This is a genomic window from Pedobacter sp. GW460-11-11-14-TSB4, assembly GCF_059423705.1.
In genome coordinates this window covers 195,641-220,991 of sequence record NZ_JBWKYI010000003.1, presented here as the reverse complement: position 1 = coordinate 220,991, position 25,351 = coordinate 195,641, and the positions used below count along the sequence as shown (strand labels likewise).

At 41.0% G+C, this 25,351-nt stretch carries 20 protein-coding genes; 13 read left to right on the top strand and 7 right to left on the bottom strand.

All coding sequences use genetic code 11. The annotated features are described in order from the left end of the window. Positions 1–17 precede the first annotated feature (17 nt). Complete coding sequence (locus AC07YT_RS05430) at positions 18–1,277, top strand: hypothetical protein (protein WP_086547181.1); 1,260 nt, start codon at positions 18–20, stop codon at positions 1,275–1,277. A gap of 1 nt (position 1,278) precedes the next feature. Next, entirely contained in the window at positions 1,279–2,355 is a 1,077-nt protein-coding gene (locus AC07YT_RS05425) for a phytase (RefSeq protein ID WP_086547180.1), read from the top strand. 265 nt (positions 2,356–2,620) lie between these two features. On the opposite strand, the gene AC07YT_RS05420 is transcribed toward AC07YT_RS05425, so the two are convergent. After that, positions 2,621–3,517 carry a helix-turn-helix domain-containing protein gene (locus tag AC07YT_RS05420; RefSeq protein ID WP_086547179.1) on the bottom strand — a complete coding sequence of 299 codons (897 nt, stop codon included), beginning with the start codon at positions 3,515–3,517 and terminating at the stop codon, positions 2,621–2,623. 542 nt (positions 3,518–4,059) lie between these two features. Between AC07YT_RS05420 and spt the strand changes: the two genes are divergently transcribed. The 10 genes from spt (at position 4,060) to AC07YT_RS05370 (ending at position 15,316) form a co-directional block, all read left to right on the top strand. Next, positions 4,060–5,265 carry a serine palmitoyltransferase gene (gene spt, locus AC07YT_RS05415; RefSeq protein WP_086547178.1) on the top strand — a complete coding sequence of 402 codons (1,206 nt, stop codon included), beginning with the start codon at positions 4,060–4,062 and terminating at the stop codon, positions 5,263–5,265. After that, positions 5,262–6,383, top strand: coding sequence for a hypothetical protein (locus AC07YT_RS05410; RefSeq protein ID WP_086547177.1), 1,122 nt, complete (start codon positions 5,262–5,264; stop codon positions 6,381–6,383). Before spt ends, AC07YT_RS05410 begins: the two co-directional genes overlap by 4 nt. Continuing rightward, a complete protein-coding gene (locus tag AC07YT_RS05405) occupies positions 6,380–7,369 on the top strand; it encodes an NAD-dependent epimerase/dehydratase family protein (protein ID WP_086547176.1) in 990 nt (329 codons plus the stop codon). The genes AC07YT_RS05410 and AC07YT_RS05405 overlap by 4 nt, the downstream gene beginning before the upstream one ends. An 18-nt stretch (positions 7,370–7,387) precedes the next feature. Beyond that, positions 7,388–8,713: an inositol-3-phosphate synthase gene (locus tag AC07YT_RS05400; RefSeq protein ID WP_086547175.1), complete on the top strand. Its 1,326-nt coding sequence runs from the start codon at positions 7,388–7,390 to the stop codon at positions 8,711–8,713. Next, positions 8,713–9,168: a phosphatidylglycerophosphatase A family protein gene (locus AC07YT_RS05395; RefSeq protein ID WP_494945199.1), complete on the top strand. Its 456-nt coding sequence runs from the start codon at positions 8,713–8,715 to the stop codon at positions 9,166–9,168. Before AC07YT_RS05400 ends, AC07YT_RS05395 begins: the two co-directional genes overlap by 1 nt. Before the next feature lie 3 nt (positions 9,169–9,171). After that, positions 9,172–9,549 (top strand): GtrA family protein, encoded by a 378-nt coding sequence (locus AC07YT_RS05390; RefSeq protein ID WP_086547173.1) that lies wholly within the window; start codon positions 9,172–9,174, stop codon positions 9,547–9,549. Further along, positions 9,550–12,093, top strand: a complete 2,544-nt coding sequence (locus tag AC07YT_RS05385; protein ID WP_086547172.1) for a DUF5686 and carboxypeptidase-like regulatory domain-containing protein — start codon at positions 9,550–9,552, stop codon at positions 12,091–12,093. Between the two features lie 10 nt (positions 12,094–12,103). Further along, a complete protein-coding gene (locus tag AC07YT_RS05380; RefSeq protein WP_086547171.1) occupies positions 12,104–13,393 on the top strand; it encodes a DUF4833 domain-containing protein in 1,290 nt (429 codons plus the stop codon). Positions 13,394–13,752: 359 nt separating this feature from the next. Next, positions 13,753–14,373, top strand: a complete 621-nt coding sequence (locus AC07YT_RS05375; protein ID WP_086547170.1) for a sterol desaturase family protein — start codon at positions 13,753–13,755, stop codon at positions 14,371–14,373. Between the two features lies 1 nt (position 14,374). Further along, complete coding sequence (locus AC07YT_RS05370; RefSeq protein WP_086547169.1) at positions 14,375–15,316, top strand: phosphatase PAP2 family protein; 942 nt, start codon at positions 14,375–14,377, stop codon at positions 15,314–15,316. Between the two features lie 59 nt (positions 15,317–15,375). Here the strand turns inward: AC07YT_RS05370 and AC07YT_RS05365 are convergent, their stop codons facing one another. Genes AC07YT_RS05365 through AC07YT_RS05350 form a run of 4 tightly spaced genes read right to left on the bottom strand, consistent with a single transcriptional unit; the run spans position 15,376 to position 22,581 of the window. Beyond that, entirely contained in the window at positions 15,376–16,611 is a 1,236-nt protein-coding gene (locus tag AC07YT_RS05365) for an alkaline phosphatase family protein (protein WP_086547168.1), read from the bottom strand. 14 nt (positions 16,612–16,625) lie between these two features. After that, entirely contained in the window at positions 16,626–17,549 is a 924-nt protein-coding gene (locus AC07YT_RS05360; RefSeq protein WP_494945198.1) for a metallophosphoesterase family protein, read from the bottom strand. A 1-nt stretch (position 17,550) separates the two neighbouring features. Beyond that, positions 17,551–19,341, bottom strand: coding sequence for a RagB/SusD family nutrient uptake outer membrane protein (locus AC07YT_RS05355; RefSeq protein ID WP_086547167.1), 1,791 nt, complete (start codon positions 19,339–19,341; stop codon positions 17,551–17,553). Between the two features lie 30 nt (positions 19,342–19,371). Further along, positions 19,372–22,581 (bottom strand): SusC/RagA family TonB-linked outer membrane protein, encoded by a 3,210-nt coding sequence (locus AC07YT_RS05350; protein ID WP_086547166.1) that lies wholly within the window; start codon positions 22,579–22,581, stop codon positions 19,372–19,374. Between the two features lie 194 nt (positions 22,582–22,775). Between AC07YT_RS05350 and AC07YT_RS05345 the strand changes: the two genes are divergently transcribed. Continuing rightward, a complete protein-coding gene (locus AC07YT_RS05345) occupies positions 22,776–23,399 on the top strand; it encodes a TetR family transcriptional regulator (RefSeq protein ID WP_086547165.1) in 624 nt (207 codons plus the stop codon). Here the strand turns inward: AC07YT_RS05345 and AC07YT_RS05340 are convergent. Both AC07YT_RS05340 and AC07YT_RS05335 read right to left on the bottom strand, forming a co-directional pair. Then, positions 23,371–23,841 carry a CBU_0592 family membrane protein gene (locus tag AC07YT_RS05340; RefSeq protein WP_086547164.1) on the bottom strand — a complete coding sequence of 157 codons (471 nt, stop codon included), beginning with the start codon at positions 23,839–23,841 and terminating at the stop codon, positions 23,371–23,373. The two genes, AC07YT_RS05345 and AC07YT_RS05340, sit on opposite strands and share 29 nt — an antisense overlap. A gap of 735 nt (positions 23,842–24,576) precedes the next feature. Next, positions 24,577–25,299 (bottom strand): class I SAM-dependent methyltransferase, encoded by a 723-nt coding sequence (locus AC07YT_RS05335; RefSeq protein ID WP_086547162.1) that lies wholly within the window; start codon positions 25,297–25,299, stop codon positions 24,577–24,579. Between the last annotated feature and the right edge of the window lie 52 nt (positions 25,300–25,351).

The window sequence follows — 25,351 nt, the reverse complement described above, 5'->3', positions numbered from 1 at the left end:
TTTAAAGATACAAAGACATGAAATCGAATCAGATTTTTAAATTGATGATCCTGATGGCGCTGACCTTAATAGGATGTGAAAAAGCCAATATCGATGTCGATACCACCGCTGTTGATGGTTCGGCAATTGGCGAAGTTTCAGGGGTTTGGGCTAAAGGCAGTACACAGGTCATTAAAGGTGATATTGTCATTCCGGAAGGGAAAACGCTCACTATTGAAGAAGGCGTAACGGTACTGATGGATACGGTTGCGAAACCCGAAATGATTATAAAAGGTAATCTGTATGCTTTGGGCACCACAGAGAACCCCATCAAATTTACCGTAAATGATTTTTACAAAACGCCATTGACCAAGTTTGGTAAACTTTGGGGTGGTATTTTAGCTGGTCCGACATGTGAGGAACTGGTGCTCGATCATGTCATTCTCGAATATGGCGGTGCTAAAACTTCCGATGCTTCTACTTCGGTAAAAATGGGCTTGTACAAAGCTGTTGCCGGCGAAAGTTTACCCGCCCTTTGGTTTGCCAATGCCAGGGGCAGATTGGTGGTTCAAAATAGTACCATCAGAAATTTTCAGGAAGATTGTACTTATATTGAAGGTGGAAGAATCATTTTTGCCAATAATGTGTTTTATACTACTGGAGTAACAGGAGGAGAGGCCATGAACTTTAAATCGGGCTGTTTGGCAGATGTGGCTTATAACCTGGTTTATAGCACCAATACCAATGCTTTAAAATTATCTAACACCGGAGATAAAACACCACAAGCCTATATTATTGCCTATAACAATACCATGGTAAATACGGGCTGGAGAAGGCCAACGGCGAAAGGCGGATCGATCTGGCTGGAAAGTACGGTTCGTGCCGATCTGTACAATAATCTTTTTGCCAATACCCGTTTTGGTGTGAAAAGAGATCCGAAAAAACCTGAAGACAGCCGTTCTGTTTACAGCAATAACTGGTATTATGGTTTCGACCAGACCACAGTAAATCAGTTTCAGCCAACTGGCGATATTGTGGGCGGTAAAAACGATGTCATTAGCAATGTTGCCGGTGCAAATGATCCTAAATTTGTGAATTATCCTTTAAATACAGCCGTGACGAATGCCGATTTTAATACCGCATGGGATTTCCACCTGCAGGGCAACTCACCAGCCTTGGGTAAAGGTATCACTAACTTTAGCCGCCATCACCAGACTGGAATTATAATGAAAAATGGTATCACCTATGTCTCACCTTCACCATCAACATTTGTTGGTGCATACGGAACTAAAATATAAAATGAAGCACAACAATATATTAAACCTTGCCGCTTTTGTGGTTTTAAGCCTGGCCATTTCTTGTAATGGAGGTACACCAAGCGGAAATGATACAGCAGTAAAACCCCTGTATGTATCTGATCCTGTCGATTTTGATACCGATGATCCTGCGATCTGGGTAAATCCGAATGATCCAGCGCAGTCTTTGGTGATCGGTACGGATAAAGATAGCAGTGGTGGCCTGTATGTTTTCGACCTGAAAGGTAAAATCATTAAATCAAAAACGGTAAAGGGTTTAAAACGACCAGATAATGTTGATATTGCTTATGGTTTGCAACTGGCCGGGAAAAAGACAGATATTGCAGTTACAACAGAACGTTACACGCATCAACTGCGGATATTTTCTCTTCCCGATATGAAAGCCATCGATAATGGTGGAATTGCGGTTTTTGTAGGCGAAACTGGTGCAGAGTACCGCGATTTGATGGGAATTTCGATGTATACCGATCCGAGTGGAAAAATCTATGCCATTGTTGGCCGTAAAACAGGACCTAAAAACGGAAGTTACCTTTGGCAATACCTGTTGACTGATGATGGAAAAGGTAATGTTAAAGCAGATTTGGTGAGGAAATTTGGCCAGTATAGTGGCAAAAAGGAAATAGAAGCCATTGCTGTAGATAACGAACTGGGTTATGTTTACTATTGCGATGAGCAGGTTGGTGTGCGTAAATATTACGCTGATCCGGCCAAAGGGAATACAGAATTGGCGCTATTCGGACAAGGCGATTTTGCTGTCGACAATGAAGGAATCGCTATTTATAAAACATCAGGAAATAAAGGTTATATCATCGTATCCGATCAGGGCGCTAAACAGTTAAAAGTGTACGATCGGGTGGCTAAAGCCAATACTGCCCGGCCACACCCGCTGTTAACCACCATTAAGTATTCCGCTAATCAAACAGATGGTATTGATGTAGTTTCAGTTCCTCTAAATAACGATTTTAAACACGGGTTGCTGGTGGCCATGAGCGATGATAAGACCTTTCATTTTTACAGATGGGAAGATCTGGCCGGTAAAAAACTCGACGTAAATAGGTAGGTTGCAACAAAGAAGTTAGCTGACAGATTTACAATGAATCGTCATCTCGACCGTAGTGGAGAGATCTGTCAATATAGTCCAAAGATCTCTCCACTGCGCGTTGCTCCGGTCGAGATGACGCCGATTTTTGGAATATGTCATTGAGAGTGGCACTGTGGAGTATAGAAGTCGATATTGAAAGATTTCTCCTCCAAATGAGTTCCTCTGGAACATTAAACAAATGCTTAAATCGGCTTGACTTCAGTCATAACAACAATTCATCGGTCTATACCGCGATATTATTCGATAATTTATATTCAGACGGGGTAATGCCCGTCTGTTTTTTAAAATACTTGCCAAAAAAAGAGGAGTTGCTAAAGCGCAGCTCCATGGCAACCTCCGAGATGTTCATTACATGGCTGGTTAACAGTAGTTTCGCTTCTCTGATCACCATTTCATCAATAATTGCACCCGCCGTTCTATCGGTTACCTGTTTAACCACCTGCGATAAATGCCTTGGCGTAATGCGTAAACAATTGGCATAATAAATTACACGTTTTTCCTTCTTAAAGTTTTCTGATACCAGTGATAAAAAACGATTGGTGAGTTCTGTCCTGCTATCGTGAACAAAAGGTAAGGCATCTTTCTGTTTGTTTTTTAGCAGAAAGAGGTCATAAAGCAGTTCCAGAAAGCTATTATGCACAATGTTTTTAATCTGCGGGGTATCTTTCGATACATTCAGCTTTTTGTGCAGGGCAAGCATATCATAATAAATGAATGTATATTCCTCTTTTGACAATGAAAATTTATGCGTGGGGTCGTTCTGGAACATCCGGTAAGCTTCTCCGCTGTTAAAGAATACCCCTTTGGTTTTTAAATAACTTTTGTTGAAATGGATGCTGATGAAAGAAACATCGCTGTTATCCTTAATCTCATAAACGGCATGTGGAAAAATGAGTAGAATATCCCTCTGGTTTAATACATGCTCCACAAAATTTATCCGAAGGTTCATCTTTCCCTTGGTGATCAGAATTAAAGCATAACTCGATACGCGGAAAGGTTCCGAACTGCAATAATGCGGATCGCTGCTATGGTGGATTTTTGCCATCAATCCATCATTTAAAGAAAGCGCTTCCTCATGGTTTTTTTCTGAAAAAGTTTTATTGAGTAACTCTTGTTGCATAAAATCGTTCAGCGTTTTTTAATAATTTCTTAACAGATTCGATCATCTTTTGCACCACAATTTTAGCCACCCTTTTACGGATAGTTTTTCGCCCTTTATCTGTCGGATTTTGCTATGGCAAATGTAATGTTCGGGATCAGTTTTGCAAGAACATTTTTTTAAAATGACTAATTTCTGATTGATTTTTGTGTTTTTGATTAAGAAATTGTATTGCTGTATTATGCTTAAATACAGGTATTTATGTTGTTTTTAATGCTTTTTTGGCTGTTTTTAACCTTTTTACTATTTTATAATAAAAGTCAGAATGTCAATTAGTCAATTCATCTGAATGTCACATTTTACCAATCCAACTTTTTGACCAATATATCCCACATTTGAACCTTTTTTTGGCTTCAATTCCGCGTTAAAATTGTGTTATCAAATCGTTCGGTTAATGCGGCCTTAATCTATATCGTTGATTTTAATATCTACAAATAGTATTCGGGTGCAGACCAAATTTTCAGAACAGGGTTTTAAAAAACTGAAGAATATAAGTGTTCAGCATGCGTAAAAAATTACAAGATAGAATTGCCTCTTTTAAGGATGCGGCGGTGATAAAAGAAAAGGGATTGTATCCTTATTTCAGGTCGATAGAATCTGGCCAGGATACCGAGGTGGTGATCAATGGAAAAAAGGTACTCATGTTTGGTTCAAACTCCTATTTAGGCTTAACCAATCATCCCAAAATAAAAGAAGCCGCCAAAGCAGCCATCGAAAAATATGGAACCGGCTGTGCAGGATCGAGGTTTCTGAACGGTTCGCTCGATATTCACCTCGAATTGGAAAACCGGTTGGCCGAGTATGTAGGTAAAGAAGCTGCAGTACTTTTTAGCACGGGTTTTCAGGTTAACCTGGGGGTAATATCTTGTTTATTGGATCGTAACGATTACCTGTTGCTGGATGAATACGATCATGCCTCTATTATTGATGGTAGCCGTTTAGCCTTTTCGCGGACGATTAAGTATGCCCACAACGATATGCAAGATTTACGCCGCAAATTAAGCCGGTTACCGGAAGATTCGGCCAAATTGATTGTTTCAGATGGTATTTTCAGTATGGAAGGCGATTTAGTTAACCTTCCTGAAATGGTAGACATTGCCAACGAATTTGGCGCCAATATCATGATGGATGATGCACATAGCCTTGGCGTAATTGGCTTTAATGGGTCGGGAACAGCATCACATTTTAATCTCACGGAGGATGTAGACCTGATTATGGGCACTTTTAGCAAATCGCTGGCCTCATTAGGCGGTTTTATTGCTGGCAGTACCGAAACCATCGAATATATCAAACACCGCGCCCGCTCACTCATGTTCAGCGCAAGTATGCCGCCATCTGCTGTGGCAAGTGTAATTGCTGCATTAGATATTATCGAATCGGAGCCAGAACGGATAGATAAACTTTGGGCCAATACAGAATATGCGAAAAAACTTTTGCTCGAGGCCGGTTTCGATATCGGGCACAGCAATAGTCCGATTATTCCCGTTTACATCCGCGATAACATCAAAACCTTTATGATTACCAATATCCTTCAGCAAAATGGGGTATTTGTAAATCCGGTTGTTTCGCCGGCAGTGCCTTCCGATTCGTCTTTGATCAGGTTTTCTTTAATGGCCACGCATACTTTCGAGCAGATTGAATCGGCCATCGCCAAACTAAGTGCAGCTTTTAAGGCCGTTAACGTAGAATTAGTAGGAAGCCAATCATGAGAGAACTGGTAAAGGTTTCTGGTAAAAAAGCATTAAAGTCCTTTGTTGATTTTCCGCACCAATTGTATGCGGATGATGTAAACTATGTTCCTGAGTTATTTATTGCCCAGCGCGATTTGCTTACCCCGGGTAAACATCCTTTTTACGAACATTCGGAAATCCAGCTTTTTTTGCTTTATGATGAGGGTAAAATAGTGGGCCGGATTGCTGCAATTAACAATACCAACCACAATAAGGTTTACGGCGGGCATGATGGTTTCTTTGGTTTTTTCGATTGTATTAATGATGTGAAAGTTGCGCAGGCGCTTTTAAACGCAGTACAGGATTGGTTATCAGATCGGGGATTGACGAAAGTTTTAGGTCCGGTAAATTTCTCTACCAATGAGGTATGCGGCTTACTGATTGAAGGTTTCGACGGACCGCCTGTAGCCATGATGCCTTACAACGCCCAATATTATCTGTCGCTTCTGGAGCAAACGGGTTTCCAGAAAAATGTCGATTTAAGGGCCTACCGTTATACCGCAGGGAATTATAGCGAAAGATCGGTTAAACTGCTGGATAGGATAGAAGAACGGCTGCTCCGGAATGATATTGTACTCCGAAAAATCAACATGAAGAAATTCAGGGAGGAATGCAACGCGGTAAGAGAGGTGTACAATAAAGCATGGGATAAAAACCTTGGTTTTGTGCCCATGACAGATAAAGAATTCGACTATACGGCGAACGATTTAAAACTGATCCTCGATCCTGAATTTTGCATCCTGGCCGAGCAGCATGGCAAGATCGTGGGGTTTGCACTGGCTATACCCGATATCAACCAGATCCTGATCAAAATTAAACGCGGCAGGTTGTTTCCTACAGGATTAATCAAACTTTTAGCCAATAAAAAGAAAATTGACGGCATCCGTATTTTATTGCTTGGCGTGGTCGATGGTTACCGAAAAATGGGCATTGAGGCCTGTCTTTACGGCCGTATCATCAAACATTTCAAGGCTAAAAATATGAAATATGCAGAGGCCAGCTGGACTTTAGATCATAACGACCTGATCAATAAACCCATTGAAGATATTGGCGGGAAGTTATACCGCAAATACAGGATTTTGGAGAAAACGATATGAAAAAGCGGGTATTGATAACAGGAGCAACCGGATTTGTGGGCTATCACCTGATTAAAGCTGCTTTAGCCAGCGATCTGGAAGTCTATGCAAATGTGCGCCGGTCAGCTGCTGCAGATCATCTTAAAGATTTTCAGATTAATTACGTAGATCTTGATCTTTCTTCGATATACCTGTTAAAAGAAAACATAGAAGAAAAAAAATACGATTATATCGTGCATGCCGCTGCGGTAACCAAGGCGAAAAAACTCGATGATTACAATCAGGTAAACGCCATTTATACCCGAAATCTGGCGCTGGCAGCTTCGAAATCAGAACACCCGATTAAGAAATTTGTATTTATCAGCAGTTTGGCCGCTCTGGGACCTTTAAATCAAAAAAATGAAAAACTGACCGATAAAGGGGCATCAAATCCGGTAACCAATTATGGGATCAGCAAAGCACTTGCCGAGACCTATTTGGCTCAGATTCAGAATCTGCCCTTAATTACCTTCAGACCAACAGCCGTTTACGGTCCGCGGGAGAAAGACATTTTCATATTGATTAAAACGATTAAAGCAGGGTTTGAGCTGTACATCGGTAAGCAGGAACAGGAACTGAGCTTTGTATACGCCACCGATCTGGCCGATATCATTATAAAAGCACTCGCATCTGATGTGGTTGGCAAAAGTTATAACATTTCAGACGGGGCAGTTTATAACCGTTCTGCACTGGCAGCCCATGTGCGGAAGGCTTTAAACAAAAAAACATTGACCTTGAATGTACCTGTGCAAATGATCAAGGGCCTTGCCTGGTCGATGGAAAGGTTGTATGGCGTATTCAATAAAATACCCGCCTTAAATGTAGATAAGATAAAAGAACTCACCGCCCTCAATTGGGGCTGTGATATTAAAAATATTCAGAACGACTTTGGTTTTGTACCCCAGTTCGGATTGGAACAAGGACTGAATGAAACCATAAACTGGTACCGTAAAAACAATTGGTTATAAGATTTTAAATAAAATAGAATGAAACAACAAGTAAAAGCAGCTGAAGGCAAGCTGGGAATATTAATGCCGGGATTAGGTGCTGTAGCAACAACCATGATTGCCGGCGTTGCTGCAATTAAAAAAGGAATATCGAAACCGATCGGTTCGTTAACACAGATGGGAACCATCCGTTTGGGCAAAAGAACGGAGAATAAACAACCAAAAATTAAAGATTTTGTGCCGCTGGCTGGTCTTGAGGATCTGGTATTTGGTGGCTGGGATGTGTACGAAGATAACGTTTACGAAGCGGCAATGAATGCCCGTGTATTAGATGCTAACCTTTTGCGCGATGTGCGTGAAGAACTGCAGGCCATTAAACCAATGCGTGCGGCTTTCGACAGAAATTACGTAAAAAACCTGGATGGAAAATATGTAAAAGATATCGATAACCGTTACGAACTGGCTTTAGCCGTAATGGAGGATATTAAAAACTTCAAAGCAGAAAACAATTGCGATCGTATCGTATTGGTTTGGTGTGGTTCTACCGAAATTTATTTCGAACCATCTGAGGTGCACGAATCATTAGCTGCCTTTGAGCAAGGTTTAAGAGACAACGATTCGCGTATTGCACCAAGTATGATTTATGCCTATGCTGCATTAAAATTAGGAATTCCTTTCGCTAACGGTGCACCAAACTTAACGGTTGATATTCCTGCCTTAATCGAACTGGCTAAAGAAACCGATACCCCAATTGCGGGTAAAGATTTTAAAACCGGTCAAACTTTAATGAAAACCATTTTAGCGCCTGGTTTAGCGGCACGTTCGTTAGGCGTAAATGGTTGGTTCTCTGATAATATTTTGGGTAACCGAGATGGTTTGGTATTGGATGATCCGGATAACTTTAAGACCAAAGAAGTATCAAAACTGGGGGTATTGGAAGATATCTTTAAACCAGAAGTTAACCCTGATTTGTATGGCGATATGTACCACAAAATCAGGATCAACTATTATCCGCCGCACGGTGATAACAAAGAAAGCTGGGATAACATCGATATTTTCGGCTGGTTAGGTTATAAAATGCAGATCAAAATCAATTTCCTTTGCCGCGATTCCATTTTAGCCGCACCAATTGTATTGGATCTGGCTTTGTTTATCGATCTGGCTAAACGTGCAAACCTATCGGGCATTCAGGAATGGTTGTCATTCTACCTGAAATCGCCACAAACAATTCCGGGTGTACCTGCAGAAAACGACATTTTTAAACAATTGATAAAACTTCAGAATACCTTACGTTACATCATGGGCGAAGAATTGATTACCCATTTAGGTCAGGATTATGAAGAAGAACTGATAGAAACGGTATAGTGTTTATCCACAAATTTCTTTCAACGGCTCTGGGAATAGGTTATATCGGCAAAGGTGCCGGTACATATGCTGCAATAGCAACCTGTATCTGCTGGCACCTTTCCCAGAGCCCTTATAGTAACCCATATTTATGGCCGGTACTGATCACCATGTTTATCGTGATGTTGGGGATAATGAGTGCCGATCGGGTGGAAGAAATTTGGGGAAAAGACCATCAAAGGGTGGTGATCGATGAAGTAGCGGGAATGTGTATTACCCTGTTATTTGTGCCTTTAAAATGGCAATATACGCTTATCGGACTTGTTCTTTTTAGGTTTTTTGATATACTTAAACCCTTTTATATCCGTAAAATGGAAGAATTGCCAGGTGGTTGGGGCGTGATGGCCGATGATGTGCTGGCTGGCATTTACGCAAATGTGATTCTCCAGCTGGTGGTGGTTTTAGCACTGTTTTAATCCATGATGTTCACTTACCTAAAAGCACAGGCATCATCTCTAGTCGCCTCGGCTACAGATTTCGGTGTGACGATCATTGCCGTAAATCTTTTTGGCTGGTGGTATCTGGCGGCAAGTATAAGCGGTACGGTTAGCGGTGGGCTTGTTAATTTTTACGTAAACCGGAAATGGGTTTTCGAAAGTGAGTCAAAAGCTATTAAATGGCAGCTATTGAAATACATTTTGGTATGGGCAGGCAACCTGATCATCGTAACCGCAGGGGTGTTTATCCTCACTCGTTTTTTTAATCTCAATTACGTACTCGCGAAGGTGTTTAGCTCGGTTTTAACCGGGTTAAGCTACAATTATATCATGCAAAAGCAGTTTATTTTTACAAGTTAAATGAAACCGATCTATTCATTTTTTCTCCTCGTGTTGCTCAGTTTTATTTTGCAGGTAAATGCCTTTGCCCAAAGGACAACAGTATCTGGTACAGTGCGCGATGCCGTAACCAAAGAAACACTGCCCAACGTTTCCGTTTTTTTTAAAGATACCAGGATCGGGATACAGACCGATATAAACGGAAAGTACACACTGGTTTCTCCCGATCCTCAAGGTGAAATCAGTTTTAATTATGTGGGTTATCGGACTGTTTTTAAAAATATAATGGCAGCTGCAACACAGGAGCTTGATGTTGCCCTGGTTCCCGATTCGAGGGCCCTGGATGAAGTGGTTATTGTGGGTGGTAAAAAGATAAAATACCGCAATAAGGATAATCCGGCGGTCGAATTGATCCGCCAGGTGATTGCCCATAAAGAAGAAAACCGCATTAAAAGTTATAATACAGCATCCTTCAGACAATATGAGAAGATGTTGTTCTCGCTGAGCAATGTTTCGGATAAGTTTAAGAACAAAAGAATGTTCCGGAATTATCAGTTTTTATTTCAGGAGCAGGATTCGACCTTGATTGGTGGGAAAAACCTTTTGCCGGTTTATATTCAGGAAAAACTTTCGGATAGCTACCTGAGTAAAAATCCCGAAAAGAACAAAACCATCGTAATTGGTGAAAAACAGGTTCAATTTGACAGCCGGTATATTGATAATAAAGGATTGAAAACCTATTTCGATCGGATGTACCAGGATATCGATATCTATAAAAACAACATCTCGGTCATCAGTAACGAATTTTTAAGCCCGATTGCAGATGGTGCACCTGCTTTTTATAAGTTTTTTATTACCGATACACTAAAAAATCAAAAACCTCAGGTTATTGAGCTGTCTTTTACGCCCCGGAATACAAATGATATGTTATTTGAGGGAAAGATTTATGTAACCAATGATAGCCATTATGCGATTACCGGCGCTTCATTTGGGGTGAATAAAAACATTAACCTCAACTTTGTGCGTGCGCTAAAAATCGACCTTGATTTTGAAGCAAACGATAAAGGCAAATACAGTTTAAGCAAAAGTAACCTATTGGCCGATTTTGGGATTGGCAAAACAAAAGGCATTGGTTTTACCGGCGAACGTACCGTTACCTTTAAAAATTACCAGTTCGATACGGTTTTGCCCGATACCATTTTTGAGGGGAAAAGTACTGTCGTATTAGCCGATGCTGCTAAAAAGGACGATAAATTCTGGGAGAAAAACAGGTTGGATAGCATTTCGAAAAACCAGCTGAAAATTTATGGCAATATCGATACCCTGCAAAACCTCCCATCCTTCAAACGGACAATGAAAATCGTTACCCTTTTATTTGCCGGTTATCAGAACTTAGGCCCTTACGAAATTGGCCCCGTAAATACCTTTTACAGTTTTAACAATGTAGAAGGTTTAAGGCTGCGTGTGGGTGGCCGAACAACGCCCGAGCTCAGCAAACGCTATTATTTCGAAAATTATTTAGCCTACGGGATTAAAGATGAAAAATGGAAGTTTTTCCTTTCCGGAACTTATTCGCTGAACAATAAATCGATCTACGAATTTCCTCAGAACTACGTGAGGGCCAGTTTTCAACGCGATACCAAAATACCTGGACAAGAGCTTCAGTTTGTACAGGAAGATAATTTTCTGCTTTCGTTTAAACGTGGGGTAAACGATATGTTGTTGTACAACGATTTTTACCGTTTGGATTATGTAAAAGAGTTCGAAAATCACTTTTCTTATAACCTTGGTTTTAAAAAATGGAGTCAAACGCCTGCCGGTGGATTGAACTATATCAACTCGAATAATCAATCTGTTAACAGGTTAAGCACCAGTGAAATTTCTTTACAATTAAGATACGCACCAAACGAAAAATTTTATCAGGGCAAAATTTATCGTGTACCCATTGCCGACCGTTATCCCGTATTTAATTTACGTTATACCGCAGGTTTAAAGGGTGTTTTTGGCGGCGAATACAATTACCATAACTTAATGGGAAGCATCGATAAACGTTTCTATTTATCACAGTTAGGCTATAGCGATGTGACTTTCGAAGGTAGCTATATTGCCGGAAAAGTGCCTTTCCCTTTATTGGCTATACACCGCGCCAACCAAACTTATGCCTATCAGCTTAATTCGTATAACCTAATGAACTTCCTGGAGTTTGTGAGCGATCATTATGTGAGCATTAATATAGACCACAATTTTAACGGCTTCTTTTTTAATAAAGTGCCCTTAATTAAACGATTGAAATTAAGAGAAGTAGTGTCGTTTAAAGCACTATACGGCGGTCTGCGAAATGAAAACAATCCGAATTTTCAGTCAGGATTATATCAATTGCCGGTTTACGAAAATGGCGCACAGCGAACTTATGCTTTGGGCAACGAACCCTATATGGAAGGCAGTGTTGGTGTAGGTAACATCTTTAAATTATTGAGGGTCGATCTGGTGAAACGGTTCAACTACCTCAATAATCCGGAAGTTTCGGAATGGGGAATAAGGGCCAGGGTAAAATTTGATTTTTAAGAAAAAAGCTATGGAAAAAAAATTAAGGGACAGTCTGCAACAGGGCATATATAAAGTGATCAATCCTTTTGTAAAGGGATTGATTAAAATAGGTTTAACACCTAATGCCGTAACCACCATAGGTTTGATCCTGAATATTGGTGTAGCGGTTATTTTTGTATTGGGTGCCGAAAAATCTAACCGCGGCGACATGTCATACATTGGTTGGGGCGGGGCGCTGGTGCTTTTTGCCGGCCTGTTCGATATGCTCGATGGTCAGGTGGCCCGTTTGGGCAACATGAGCTCGAAGTTTGGTGCGCTTTACGATTCGGTGCTTGATCGTTATAGTGAGATGATTATGTTTTTGGGGATCTGTTATTATCTCGTAGCGCATCATTATTTCTTAAGTTCCTTGTTTGCCTTTATCGCGCTGATTGGCTCGATGATGGTGAGTTATACCCGTGCAAGGGCCGAAGGTTTGGGCGTGGAGTGTAAAGGTGGTTTAATGCAGCGACCAGAGCGTGTGGTAACCATTGGTGTTTTTGCCATTGCCTGTGGTATTGCGGGTCATTTTATGGGGGGCGATTATAAGGTTTATGTGCCAGGTATTTCATTCCATGTTTTCGAAACGATGTCGATTTTTACCATGCCCATTACAGTAATGGCCGTGTTAACCAATATTACGGCGGTTAAACGGTTACAAGAGGCAAAAAGAGGACTCGAAGCACAGGAGTTTAATGAGCGAAAAGGAAATCACAAAGCTGCGTTAATTGCAGGTTTGGTGTTGATGACGAGTTTAGGTGGCATGTTTTCCTTCAACGCAAATGCACAGGCCGCTGATCCTTCTCCGATTACTTTCCCTACGCCGAAAGACATCAGTAATCAGTTGTTTTATTTACAGCGCGATCCGAATACCAACACCATTATCTGCCAGTTAAATGTAGATAAACATGGTGTGGTAGATAAAGATCAGCCTGTAAATGTATTTTGGATGCGGTACGGGGATAATGGTGAAAAGAAAGATTTAAGTTATATCCAGCGGAAATTTGCCTATGGTATCATCAGCAAAAATCTGGGTAATGGTCAGTTCGAACTTCGGTTTACCTCACATAAAAAACTGCCGATGTACTTAAATAAATCTGGCGCAGATAAAAAATACCACGTTTTTGCCACCATTAATAATAAAAAAATGCAACTGGAGCGGATATTCCTTCGGATTGAAGGCGGTACCTTTTGGTTCCCGAATGTGAAATATGTAGAAATAAAAGGTTTTGATGCTTCGGAACCTTCAAAAGTATTGATTGAAAGGATTAAGGTTTAGCGGAGGGCGTTATGCGGGTAGCGTTTCCTGGCTGTTCGTCATTTCGAGCGGAGTGCAACGTAGCCGAGAAATCTATATTCAAAGATCTCTCCGTTCCGCTTCGCTTCAGTCGAGATGACGAACCAAGGAGGAGCCGAAGACCTTTATTAGGTCGTCATTCCCAACTTGATTGAGGATCGTAATGCGATAAGCTTTAAGATTCCCGCCTGCGCGGGAATGACGATCGATTATATGATTTGTCTGTCTGAACGGATTCGAAGACCTTTTAGCGATTCGTTCATTATAAAGATCCTGAAACAAGTTCAGGATGACGATTAATGGTGAACAGAGTCGAAGACCAGTTTAAATAATTTTACCAAATGAAAAAGAATTTTGTTTCAAATTCCACCGCATCCATCAGGATGTTTAAACATGACTTTTTGGAAAGTTTATCCAAAGTTCGGTTTTATGTACCCTTGATTGTTTATGTTCCGGTGATTGCCTTTCTTTTTTGGAAAGCATTAGTGGAAATCGAAATGCCCGTTTTAAATTTTGCAGCTTGGTTTTTACTTGGCCTGGGTATCTGGACCATCACCGAATACATTTTACACCGCTATGTTTTCCATTTCGAACCGGAAGCGGAGTGGGGCAAAAAGATCCATTTCATTTTTCATGGTGTACACCACGATTATCCCAACGATGCCAAAAGGTTAGTGATGCCGCCTTCGGCAAGTATTCCCATGGCTTTGGGTTTTTACTTTCTTTTCGATTGGTTATTGCCCGATACGGTAGTTTACCCATTTTTCTCCGGTTTTATGATCGGTTATCTCTTTTACGACATGGTGCATTATGCGCTTCATCACGCCAATTTTAAAAGCGGTTTCTGGAAAAAATTAAAACACCACCACATGCTTCACCACTATTCCGATTCTACCAAAGGTTATGGGGTAAGCTGGACTTTTTGGGACCATATTTTTAGGTCTAATTTTGATAAAAAATAAAATGCAGCAAGAAGTATTGCTTAAAAACAACTTTTATAATCTTCGGACTATTTATCTAACAGCTGCTTTATCTGTTGGATACCTATTGTTATCGATACTTCTGGTCGGCTTTAAAACCGATCAGCTGGTACTGATTTTTATTTTTAATGCCTTATTCTTCATCTCCGCGGGAGCAAGGCGCTTTATCTTAGGTTTTTCAATCTTTATTGTTTACTGGATTCTGTTTGATTACATGAAAGCCTTCCCAAACTATCTGTTTAACGAGGTACATATTAAAGATTTATATGAGCTGGAAAAAAAACTATTTGGTATTCATCATCATGGATTAATACTTAGCCCTAACGAGTATTGGAAGATGAACAGCACTACATTTTTAGATGTATTGACAGGCTTTTTCTATCTGATGTGGGTACCGGTTCCGCTGGCTTTTGCCACTTATCTTTTCTTTAAAAATAAAGAGCAGTTTGTTCAGTTTTCGCTCACCTTTGTGTGGGTAAACTTATTGGGTTTTGTGGTTTATTATGCTTTTCCGGCAGCACCACCCTGGTATGTGCAGGAACATGGCTTCGAATTTATAGCCAAAACCGCAGGAAATACTGCCGGATTAGCCCGGTTCGATCATTATTTTAACATTACGCTTTTTCAGGGGATATACAGCAAAGGCTCTAATGTATTTGCAGCGATGCCATCGCTACATTCATCATACCCTGTTATTGTTGTTTATTATGGTTTAAAAAACCGTCTGGGCAAAATCAATATTTTCTTTTTTACGGTAATGTTAGGCATATGGTTTTCGGCTGTTTATACCAGCCATCATTATACGCTTGATGTATTGGCTGGATTAAGCTGTGCGCTTTTGGGGATCATTTCTTTCCATTATTTAATACATCATACCCGGTTAAAACACCTGGTTGCGAATATGATAAGGGCCATTGGTAATTAAAAAGCCCAATACCCGATCTTAAACGATCAGCTATTGGGCTTAGGATAAAATGAAACGGATTACTTAACCGTTATCCACTTGTTGAGCATATTATCTGGTGCTTCGAGTAGTATTTTATAAAAAGTTGAAGGATAATTTTTAAGATCAGCAAGGTAGTGCTGCTGACTGGCATCTACTTCGGCCAAAAGCTGATAATTGTCTTTTTCACCAGTTTTAAAATTATTCGTCGTTGCCAGCCAAATTTTTACTTTACCTTTCTTTTCCAGTGCTTTCCAGCTAATGTCGAGATGGTTTTGTACATGATTTAATTTTAATCCTGCTATGGATACCGGTCCGATAAATGGTGTGCCATCAATTTCCTGTGCTACATTTTCGGGTAGTTTTACCTGGAGAAAACGGGCAATTGAAGGCATAATGTCTACTACACCAAGATCGAAGTACTGGGCATAAGTATTCAGGTTTTTATAATTGCTCACCATCCAGGTTGAACGTTGACGCTCAGATTGTCCGCCATGTCCGCGGCCGGTTTTTTCATCACGTCCATGATCGGTTGTGATGACGATCAACCAGTCTTCTTTAAATTGCTGTTGACGGTAAGTAATGGCATCCCAAATCTGGCCCATTTGTTTGTCCAGCATCTCAATAGCTTTATAAAACTCCGGACTATCACCATAACGGTGTCCCATATCATCGGTATATTCGAGGTATACCCACGAAAGATCCGGCGCTTTATCGTGAATGATGCTGGCTGCCTGTTTAACCACTTCCTCATCAATAAGGTGCATGTAGGCCGAATTTTTATCATGTTTAAAGCGCGCTGTATCTAACTCGTAACCGTCTGCTACAAAATCGGGCTTAAAGTTGCCGGTTTCAGCAAGATCATCGCCAAGGAGTTTGGTCCGGTTATCGGTCCAGCTGGAGAAAATCGCTGTTTTTTTCTGCGGATACTGATTTTTAAACAGCCTGAAAATGTGCTGATAATTGTAATTAGGCGCTTTTATATCATTATCGGGCACGTTATGTTTATTCACCCAGGTACCGGTAAGTAAACTGTTGTAGCCCACGGCCGAAATGGTTGGTGTCTCGTTATAACTGGCTTTATCGCCACCCACATGCATGCGCGAATAGGATCCTGCTGAGATGATCTTTTTGAAATTCGGTAAGTTCAAACGTTCCATTACATCGGCAGGGATACCATCGGCGATTACATAGACGACTTTACGCGTCCTGTTTTGGGCAAGTACCGGCAGAGATAAAGAAACACAGCAGGCGAAAATAATTGTTCTTAATAACATGGTTCTGTCCTTGATTAGAAAGTGTGTGGGAAATATTCATTTTCAACTGTTCCGTCATCATACATTTTAAGTAATGCATATCCGGGTGGCGTTTCGAGGTAATAGCCTGGGCCTGCCGATTCTGCATCGCCCTTGCCCCACCAAAAACCACTCATGGCCCCATTGCAGCAGTATCGAACACCATTGTAAACGGTTTGATCGGAAAGATGATTATGACCACTCAGGCAGATTTTTACCTTATCGCGGTGTTTGTAGAAAAGATCTTTCAGCTTTTTACAATCCGAATGGCCGCCACCAACCAATACCTGGGTAGTGCCCAGAATTGGATAGTGCGACATCAGCAGGGTAGGCGTACCGGCAGGCAGGTTTTTTAACTCCTGCTCAAGCCAGTTATATTGCTCATCATCAAGCGAAATTTTACTGTTATTCCCGTCAAGGATAATGAAATGCCAGTTCTTTTTGGAGAAACTATAATAACGTTTAGGGATTTTCAGCCTTTTTACCACATAGTTCTTTCCATACATTTCATCGTCTTTTGTTGGCGCCTTCCACCAGGTATCGTGGTTGCCGATACAGCTGTGTACTTCGTATTGATCAATTGTTTTAATGCAGTCATCCCAAATAGCCCATTGTTCGGTTACCTGGTTGCGCAGCACATTATCGTAGGAAGCATCGTTGATCGAGTCGCCTCCGTTTAAGAAGAAATCAACTTTATGTTTGCCGATAATCTGTTTTAAACATGCTTTAAACCGCTCAGGGGCATTGTCTCCAATACGGATGTGCACATCAGTAATATGCGGTACAGTAAGGACCAGTTTTTTGCCTTTTGGTTTTTCCAGCAGTGTTTCCGAAGCCAGGGCAGGGAGTGTGCCTGAAAATGCAGCACCTGCTGATAGTCCTATGGCCTTTAGTAAAGACCTTCTTTTTATTTCTGCCATCTTACCAGCCAAAAATTTGTTTCAGTTTCGGGTTCAGGATTACTTGTTGCTGCGGAACAGGACGATAATAGAATTTTGGTTCCTCAAAGTTTCTGGTCGCATTTTCTGTTACGATATTTCCCCCGGTATTGCCGTTCTTTAAATAAACCGTTGCATCCGTTCCGATTAATCCAGCACGGTAATAAATAAGTTTTACCCCAAGTGAATTCTTTTCTTTCTGATCTTCACCGGGAATAGTTGCTGTTCTGTCGATCAAAATGATATCATCAACACCATCACCGGTAAGGTCGTACTTGCCCAGTCCGGCGAAAAACATGCCTTCAGGGCTTTTAGTAAGCAGTTTGCCCACTTTCCAGCGCATTAAATCATCAAACCTCATGTTTTCAAAAGCATATTCTACCCTGCGCTCCCTTCTAATTTCCAGGATAACACCTGCATTAGCCGTAACATTTGGATATTGCAATTGTAATGCGGGATCGGGATTAGCGTTAGCTGTTGCCAGATTGAGATCAGGCAGACCCGCTCTTTTACGAAGCAGATTTACCGATTGGTCGAGCTGTGTTTGACTTAAAGTACCTAATTCAGCAAGCGCTTCCGCATAGGTTAACAGCACTTCTGCATAGCGGTATACCGGAAAATCTACACCGTTTAAAATCGCATTATCGGTACTGTTTACATAACCCTTTAGCTGGTGGTAGCCGGTAAAGTTTTTGTTTAAGCGTTGGATATAGGGCGTAGGATCGGGTACCCTGATCCATCCCGGATAAACCATGGTTTGCGACATTCGCGGATCGCGGTTTTTAAATTCTGCCACAAAACCCAGTTGAGCATAATTGGCAACATCGGTAAACCTACTTCCATCTTTCATTAAATACGTTTGCAAGAGGTCTTTGGCTGGTGCCTGCTCATAATCGCCAAATACTGTCCCGTTCACATTCTGGCTTTTGCTCTTACTCAAATCAAAGATATTAACCAAAATCACTTCGTTATTGGCTGTTAAATCCTGACTGGAGAAAAGTGTGGCATAATCCTGTTCCGGTTTTCCGGTGTTGTAAATGTTAAACTTTTTGCCAGCGATGATCTCCCCGGAAATTCTGGCTGCGGTTTCTAAAAAAGTATTTGCCGAGCTGCTTAAATTCAGCTCATTGTGATATTTGCGATAAGTACCCTCGTAAAGTGCCGCCCGTGCATATAACGTAGCAACGGCCCATTTTCCCGGGGTACCCACCGGAACACTTTCCCTTACATTTTTATAGGCAAAATCCAGATCTGCCATGATACTATCGGCAATCATTGTTCTCGGATCACGGGCTTTGTACAATTCCTCATCACCTGGCTCCAGGGTGCCCGAATACCAGGGTACATCAGAGAAACGTTTTACTTTGTCTAAATAGAATTCAGCGCGGTAATACCGGGCTAAACCTGCGTAGTGATTTTTAACGGCAGCAGAAACCTGCGCTTTTCCGTAATTCTCCAGAAAGTAGTTAATGTTTCTTAATCTGCTCCAGCTCCAGCCGGTGGTAATATTCTGGGCATTCGCGTTACCCGCCATCATGTTTTTCACCTCAACTGCGGCGGTAGTGGCTACGTTATCGGTACTCTGATCGTTTAGATAAGTATTGCGGTCTGGTTGAGAGAGCAAACCATTTACATAAAGTGAAAGATCACTTTCGGTATTAAAGAACAGGTTAGGAGAGATGGAGGTTTGTGGAAAACGGTCCAGACCAGCTTTTTTACAGGCGGCGAGCATACCCACAGCTGCAATAAATACGATATATATATACTTTTTCATTTTAAAATGATTTAAATGTGAGGGCTTAGGTTAAAAATCGAGGTTTAAACCGAAAGCATATCTGCGTTGATAAGGATATGCCCAGGCACTTGGCCCCTGGTTAACCGCTTCCGGGTCGATGAATTTCTTGATGGAAGAAAACTCATACAGGTTTTCGCCGGTAACAAATACACGAAGACGGTTTACATGAAACTTTTTAGTCCATTGAACCGGTAGGGTATAACCAAGCGATACATTTTTGATCCTCAGGTAAGCACCATTTAACAAATATTTAGTTTGGGGAATATCTAAACCCGATCCATAATTGGCATCAGCAAGCCACGATTGTAATACCGGATACTGCGAGTCGGTATTGGCATCAGCAAGTCCGGCAGCAATATAGGAAGCCGAGTGTTTGGCTCTTTGTTCAGGCGAATCGGCTGCTCCACGGTAAAAATCAAGGTTCCATGGATAAACGTTAGCATAAGGTTGTTGATATGGTCCCCAGAAAAGATAGTGGTGAGGGTAAAAATCTCTTTTTAGTACGCCCTGTAAAAATATGGCAAGATCGAAACCACCCCAATCCATATTCAGGTTGGCACCAATGGTATAACGATCGGAGCTGTTTCCAATGATTTTTAAATCCTTTGGATCGTTTGAGCTCAGTCCTTTTTCTATTTTTTTGTTGCCGTCAAGATCTATATATTTTGGCCATCCCTCAACAATAGAAAGGGCACCCCATGGAATAAGTGCAGATTCATCTAAAGCGGCAATTTCTGCTTTACTGCGGAAAACGCCATCATTTTGTAATCCCCATATTTCTCCAAGAACCTGTCCTTCGCGGTAATTTGAAAACAGGTTCTGGTCATTTTTGAACTTGGTAATTTTGGCTTTAGAATCAGCCAGGAATACTTTTGCATCAAAGCTGAAAGGTTTCGAACCGAGATCAAACCGGTCTCTGTAGGTTACCGAAAGCTCCCATCCCTTGGTGCGCAGATCGGCCGAATTCTGGCGTGGCACACCTGTACCCAGCACACCCGGCAGTTCCTGACCGGCAGTAAGCATGCCTTTGGTATCGCGGATATAATAATCGAAAGTGAAAGAAAGTTTATCGTTCAGCAGGCCAATATCGGTACCCATATTCAAGGTAGAAACCCTTTCCCATGTATAAGTTTGAGGATCAACGCTTAGTCCCGGAGCGCCATTAATCACCTGATTCTGGCCATTGCCACCAATTAAATAACCTGAAGTACCTGGTACCAGAGATTGGATATAACCAAAATCGCCCACATTCTGGTTTCCAAGATCACCGTATGAGGTACGGAGTTTGAAAGAAGAAACGGTAGATAATAATGGTTTAAAGAAATCTTCAGCACTTGCTATCCAGGCAAGCGATGCCGAAGGGAAAAATCCCCAGCGTCTGTCTATCGGGAAACGCGATGAACCATCATACCTCCCGGTCGCTTCCAGGATGTACCTGTTTTTGTAGGTGTAATTTAATCTCGAAAATGCACTGTTGGTTGCATAAGCCGAATAACCTGCGCTGGCTGTTGCCGTACCGCTGGTAAGCGATAAATAGGGCAGAGAAGAAGAAATGAGTATGTCTTTACTCGCATTTACGGTAGAATAGCTATAATCTTCGCTGTTAAAGCCTACCATGGCACTGAAAAAATGATCGCCTAAGGTTTTTTTGTATGTACTGTATATGTTAAAGGCATTGTTATACAGGTAACCATTGTTTTCGGTTACTGAACCTGTTCCACCTTCTTCGCGGATATCATTCGGGCCATAGCCAATTTTGTATTTTTTACTGTCGTTATGTGTTTTCCAGAGTTCACGCTTGAAAGATGCATCTGCATTTACCTGAAGATCGCCTTTTAAAAATAAAGCCGTAGCGCTGGTAATATTCTGGAAACCGAACATATTCTGAAGGTTATTTCCGCCATCAACAAGTTTTGCAGCCAGTTTACCGGCAGCCGTATTTGCCCAGGTGCCATCAGGGTTTGTAGCTACATCAGTAGGCATGAGGTAATACAGATCGGTAATGTTTCCGTTGGGAAGCGCCCGTTTGGTTTGATAAATATTCAGGTTATTATCCACTTTAAGCCAGGAAAGCGGAGAAAAGCCCACTTTTGACCTTAAACCATAGCGGTCCCAATAATCGGCAGTAAGTTTGTTTAGCCCGTTATCCCGGCTGTAATCTGCCGAAAGATAGTAGGTTAAAGGTTTTTCGTTTACGGCTGCACCACCTGAAAAGGTAAGGGTATGGCTTTTAGATAAACTGGCGTTATTGAAAAAGTAATTATACCAATCGTTGCTGCCCATGTAAGCCCATTTGGTAGGATCGGTTGGATTTAATCGGGTATCGGCTATAGAAGGGTTATCAGATCTTTCTTTTGCCCAGCGATAATATTCATCGTTATAATTCACATAATCCCATGGTGTATTATCGGTAGAGGTTTCCAAAACCCTCGAAAAAATATACGGATCGGTTACCGGTTTAGGTAATAAGGTTGGTTTTCCCCATGATTGCGTGGTATTGTAGCTAATAACATTATTGCCTGCAGCACCTTGTTTAGTGGTAATCAGAATTACGCCAAATGCGGCACGTGCCCCATAAATGGCTGCCGATGCCGCATCACGTAATACCGTAAACGAAGTGATATCAGATGGGGTTAAGCGTAACATATCATCATTGCTGGTAGCAGGAATCCCATCAATAACCACTAGTGGCGAGCCACCGTTAATGGAAGTATATCCCCTGATGTTGATGTTGGGTACACTGCCCGGTGCACCACCTGCATAAGTGATATTCAACCCGGGACTGATACCCTGTAAACCCTGTAATACGTTGGTTACCGGTCTCGATTCGAGCTGTTTTCCCGAAATCTGATCAATTGCACCGGCAACATTGATTTTTTTCTTGGTTCCAAAGCCAACTACCACCACCTCATCGAGGTTGGCAAAGTCAGGAGATAGCGAAACATCAATTTTTGTTCTGCCACCAACGGCAATTTCCTGTTGTTTGTAGCCGATGTAGGAAAAAATAAGCGTAGCGTCTGGTTTTACGCTGCTTAAGCTGTACACGCCGCTGCTGTTGGTGGCGATGTGTAAGTTTGTTCCTTTAACAGTAATGTTTACAGCAGGGAGCGTTTCGCCCGTCTTTGCATCAGAAACCACCCCTTTAATGGCGATCCCCTGGGCAAAGCCACTGGCGGATAGGATCAGTAAGGAAAAGATCCAGAGTAACTTTTTTTTCATTTTTCTTAATTATTTAGTTGTTTGATTTGGAATGATAGGTGCTTTTCAGCGGCGCTAAATTGAACATATCATATTAAGGTTAAGTTAAGACTAAATTAATATATTAATTGAATGTTCATTCAATCTATTTAAAAAAATAAATTTGCACAATACAGCTACTTTTGATTAGTTTGCCTAATTAAATTAACTGCACGATGGGACGCAAAAGCCTAAAAGAGACAAGACGACTGGAAATTATCAAGGTATTTTACCAGGTAGCGAAGAAAGAGGGCTACGAAAATACCTCTATTGCCAAGATTGCGAAGGTAATGGATATTAACCCAAGCCTGATTATCCACTATTTTGAAACGAAAGAAGGACTGACTTATGAACTGATCGACCACATACTCGACCGGTATTTACTGATCTATACCATAAAGAATAAAGGGAAAGCAAACTTAGCCGATTTACAAGCCACAATTGAAATGCTGTTTTCTAAAAAGTGGAACCTGCTTTTTGATGACGGATTGTTTTACACCTTCTATGCTTTGGCATTTAGGGAGAAAAAGATCAAGCTGAAGTATAAACTTATTTTAGATGCACTTCGCAATGGTCTGGCCCTGATGATTGAACAATGTAATGAACAGCACATTACGAATGTGGAGAACCCACAGGTTGCTGCTGATTTTATTTTTGTACTGGTAGATGGTGCTTATTTTTACCTTTCAATGGAAAGCGATAAAAAAGCCTATTTAGATCGTTTGGCTTATTATAAACAAAAAGCATACGATGCCCTTTCTATCTCGCCCCTTAAGGCTGCTTCTGCTCCCGCTTGCTAAACTGCCTGCTTAAAGCATATAAACCAATAGACATCCAGAGGACATTTGCTGCGGCATTTGGCAGATCGTGGGTGTCTAACGCGGTTATGGCTAAACACAAACCACCCAATATATTGAGAGCCTGAAAAGCGAGTGAATCGGCACGGATTAATTTCATGCTTAAGAAAAGATAGCCAAGCGTACAAAATACCACTCCACACCATCCGATAATTGACATCACTAAGTTCATCATGTTGTATTGTTTGCTCGTAAAGCTATGAAATAATGTGGTTACATCTATAGGAACGATCAGGCAAAAAATTACATCGCTTTGGTTTTTATAGCCTGCATAAACTGCTAACCTTGATTGGTTTATTGAGTTATATATTTTATTTAGCAGGGTGTGTTTTAAACACAAACTGGTATATTTAACTGAAACAAAAGTAAATATGGATTTGAACATTGTAACAGCGATACAAAGTCAAGATCTTTTACCAAACTAAGCGAAATCAGGGAAAGAAATAAACGTCATATTATAGAACTTTTTCCGAATGTGAAATTTCGCGATAGTAAAAACCAGCTGCTTACAGTAGGTCGTTTTAAGCAGGTGGTTAAGGCCAGGGTGGAAATATGATCGAAGAAGGAAATAGAAGATTGTATAAAAACATTTAAAAAAGATGCTAAAAAAATAGCCAGGTATTATAGAAAGATCAGGAAATAACAGCGGAATTTTCCAGATACAGAGCGCTGAAGCTTGTTTTGATATTCAACAGGTTATTTTATATTAACATTTGCGCTATATTTTTGCTTATCCATGTGTTTAGTATAAGTTTTCAATTTTTTGTGTCATGACAGCAGTAATCGAATCAGCCGGGAACGACCATTTGCAAGGTGTATGTCCTTGCGGTAAGGGCGATAAATCGGATTTGGAAAGAATTCCACGGACATTTATCATGAAAACCCTGTTTTTCTGGTTACCTATGAAACGTTACCGGTGTTACCGGTGCATGCGTAACCGCTGGGTACTTGGCAGAAAATCACATCAAATCAGTGAATGACAATTTACAAGAGGGATATTTAATTTGCTGTTCCTGAAAAGGACTTATAGGACATTAGACCGCATCAGATCAGTTTGAGTATTTGCCCGGGTGATGATGATAGGTAATACTGGTTAAATATCACCTATCATCATCTTTCTTTATTTTATTGCACCAAATGCCGCAAAATAAGAGTTTTTGTGTAAGATCTCGGTAACGCTAAACCCAACTTTTTGCAATAAAGCCAGTTGATAGTTTAAAGAGCGTGGCGTATCTTCATATTCAATATAATCAAATACCTGCTGTTTATATGCGGCACCACCAAGGGTTTCGAGATAGGCCCCGTATTGATCTTTAAAAAGATGATCAATTAATACCGAATCGTGCGCAATAAGGTCCGAAATCCAGATGCTGCCTCCGGGTTTTAAAGCCTGGTAAACTTTAGAAAAAACGAGTTCCCAGTCGGCATCGGTTCGCAAATGATGAAATGTTGCAGCAGCAAGTATAATATCGAAATGATTATCGGGTAAATTCAGGTTGCGCATATCATCCTGCACAATGGTTATTTTTCCGGTCGTTTGTGCCGATACCCTGTCTCTTGCACGTTCCAGCATTGGTAAACTCAAATCGTTAAGGGTACAGTTAAGGTTTGGAATTTTACTGAGCATTTTTAAGGTATAATTGCCTGCACCACATCCAATATCCAGCAGTTCTTTCGCATTAGGATTAATATATTTAGCCGCTCCGGTGCAAAGCTCCATGGTAAGTGGTGCATCGATGGTGGTTTGTTGTCCGCTCTCTAAGTTCGAGAAACGTTCTACATCGTTATCAAACCTGGTTTTAATCTCTTCATTGGTTGCCTTGTGCGAAAAATCTTTATTCATTGCTTTAAATTTTTTTTGTAAAGTTAGTGCGGTTAATCATATTTGTAAAATA

Coding starts and splice junctions, on each gene's coding strand:
- AC07YT_RS05345 (WP_086547165.1), top strand. CDS start 22,776: ATGGGACGCAAAAGCCTAAAAGAGACAAGACGACTGGAAATTATCAAG.
- AC07YT_RS05425 (WP_086547180.1), top strand. CDS start 1,279: ATGAAGCACAACAATATATTAAACCTTGCCGCTTTTGTGGTTTTAAGC.
- AC07YT_RS05390 (WP_086547173.1), top strand. CDS start 9,172: ATGATGTTCACTTACCTAAAAGCACAGGCATCATCTCTAGTCGCCTCG.
- AC07YT_RS05365 (WP_086547168.1), bottom strand. CDS start 16,611: ATGTTATTAAGAACAATTATTTTCGCCTGCTGTGTTTCTTTATCTCTG.
- AC07YT_RS05430 (WP_086547181.1), top strand. CDS start 18: ATGAAATCGAATCAGATTTTTAAATTGATGATCCTGATGGCGCTGACC.
- spt (WP_086547178.1), top strand. CDS start 4,060: ATGCGTAAAAAATTACAAGATAGAATTGCCTCTTTTAAGGATGCGGCG.
- AC07YT_RS05400 (WP_086547175.1), top strand. CDS start 7,388: ATGAAACAACAAGTAAAAGCAGCTGAAGGCAAGCTGGGAATATTAATG.
- AC07YT_RS05340 (WP_086547164.1), bottom strand. CDS start 23,841: ATGTTCAAATCCATATTTACTTTTGTTTCAGTTAAATATACCAGTTTG.
- AC07YT_RS05350 (WP_086547166.1), bottom strand. CDS start 22,581: ATGAAAAAAAAGTTACTCTGGATCTTTTCCTTACTGATCCTATCCGCC.
- AC07YT_RS05360 (WP_494945198.1), bottom strand. CDS start 17,549: ATGGCAGAAATAAAAAGAAGGTCTTTACTAAAGGCCATAGGACTATCA.
- AC07YT_RS05405 (WP_086547176.1), top strand. CDS start 6,380: ATGAAAAAGCGGGTATTGATAACAGGAGCAACCGGATTTGTGGGCTAT.
- AC07YT_RS05380 (WP_086547171.1), top strand. CDS start 12,104: ATGGAAAAAAAATTAAGGGACAGTCTGCAACAGGGCATATATAAAGTG.
- AC07YT_RS05410 (WP_086547177.1), top strand. CDS start 5,262: ATGAGAGAACTGGTAAAGGTTTCTGGTAAAAAAGCATTAAAGTCCTTT.
- AC07YT_RS05375 (WP_086547170.1), top strand. CDS start 13,753: ATGAAAAAGAATTTTGTTTCAAATTCCACCGCATCCATCAGGATGTTT.
- AC07YT_RS05420 (WP_086547179.1), bottom strand. CDS start 3,517: ATGCAACAAGAGTTACTCAATAAAACTTTTTCAGAAAAAAACCATGAG.
- AC07YT_RS05355 (WP_086547167.1), bottom strand. CDS start 19,341: ATGAAAAAGTATATATATATCGTATTTATTGCAGCTGTGGGTATGCTC.
- AC07YT_RS05385 (WP_086547172.1), top strand. CDS start 9,550: ATGAAACCGATCTATTCATTTTTTCTCCTCGTGTTGCTCAGTTTTATT.
- AC07YT_RS05370 (WP_086547169.1), top strand. CDS start 14,375: ATGCAGCAAGAAGTATTGCTTAAAAACAACTTTTATAATCTTCGGACT.
- AC07YT_RS05335 (WP_086547162.1), bottom strand. CDS start 25,299: ATGAATAAAGATTTTTCGCACAAGGCAACCAATGAAGAGATTAAAACC.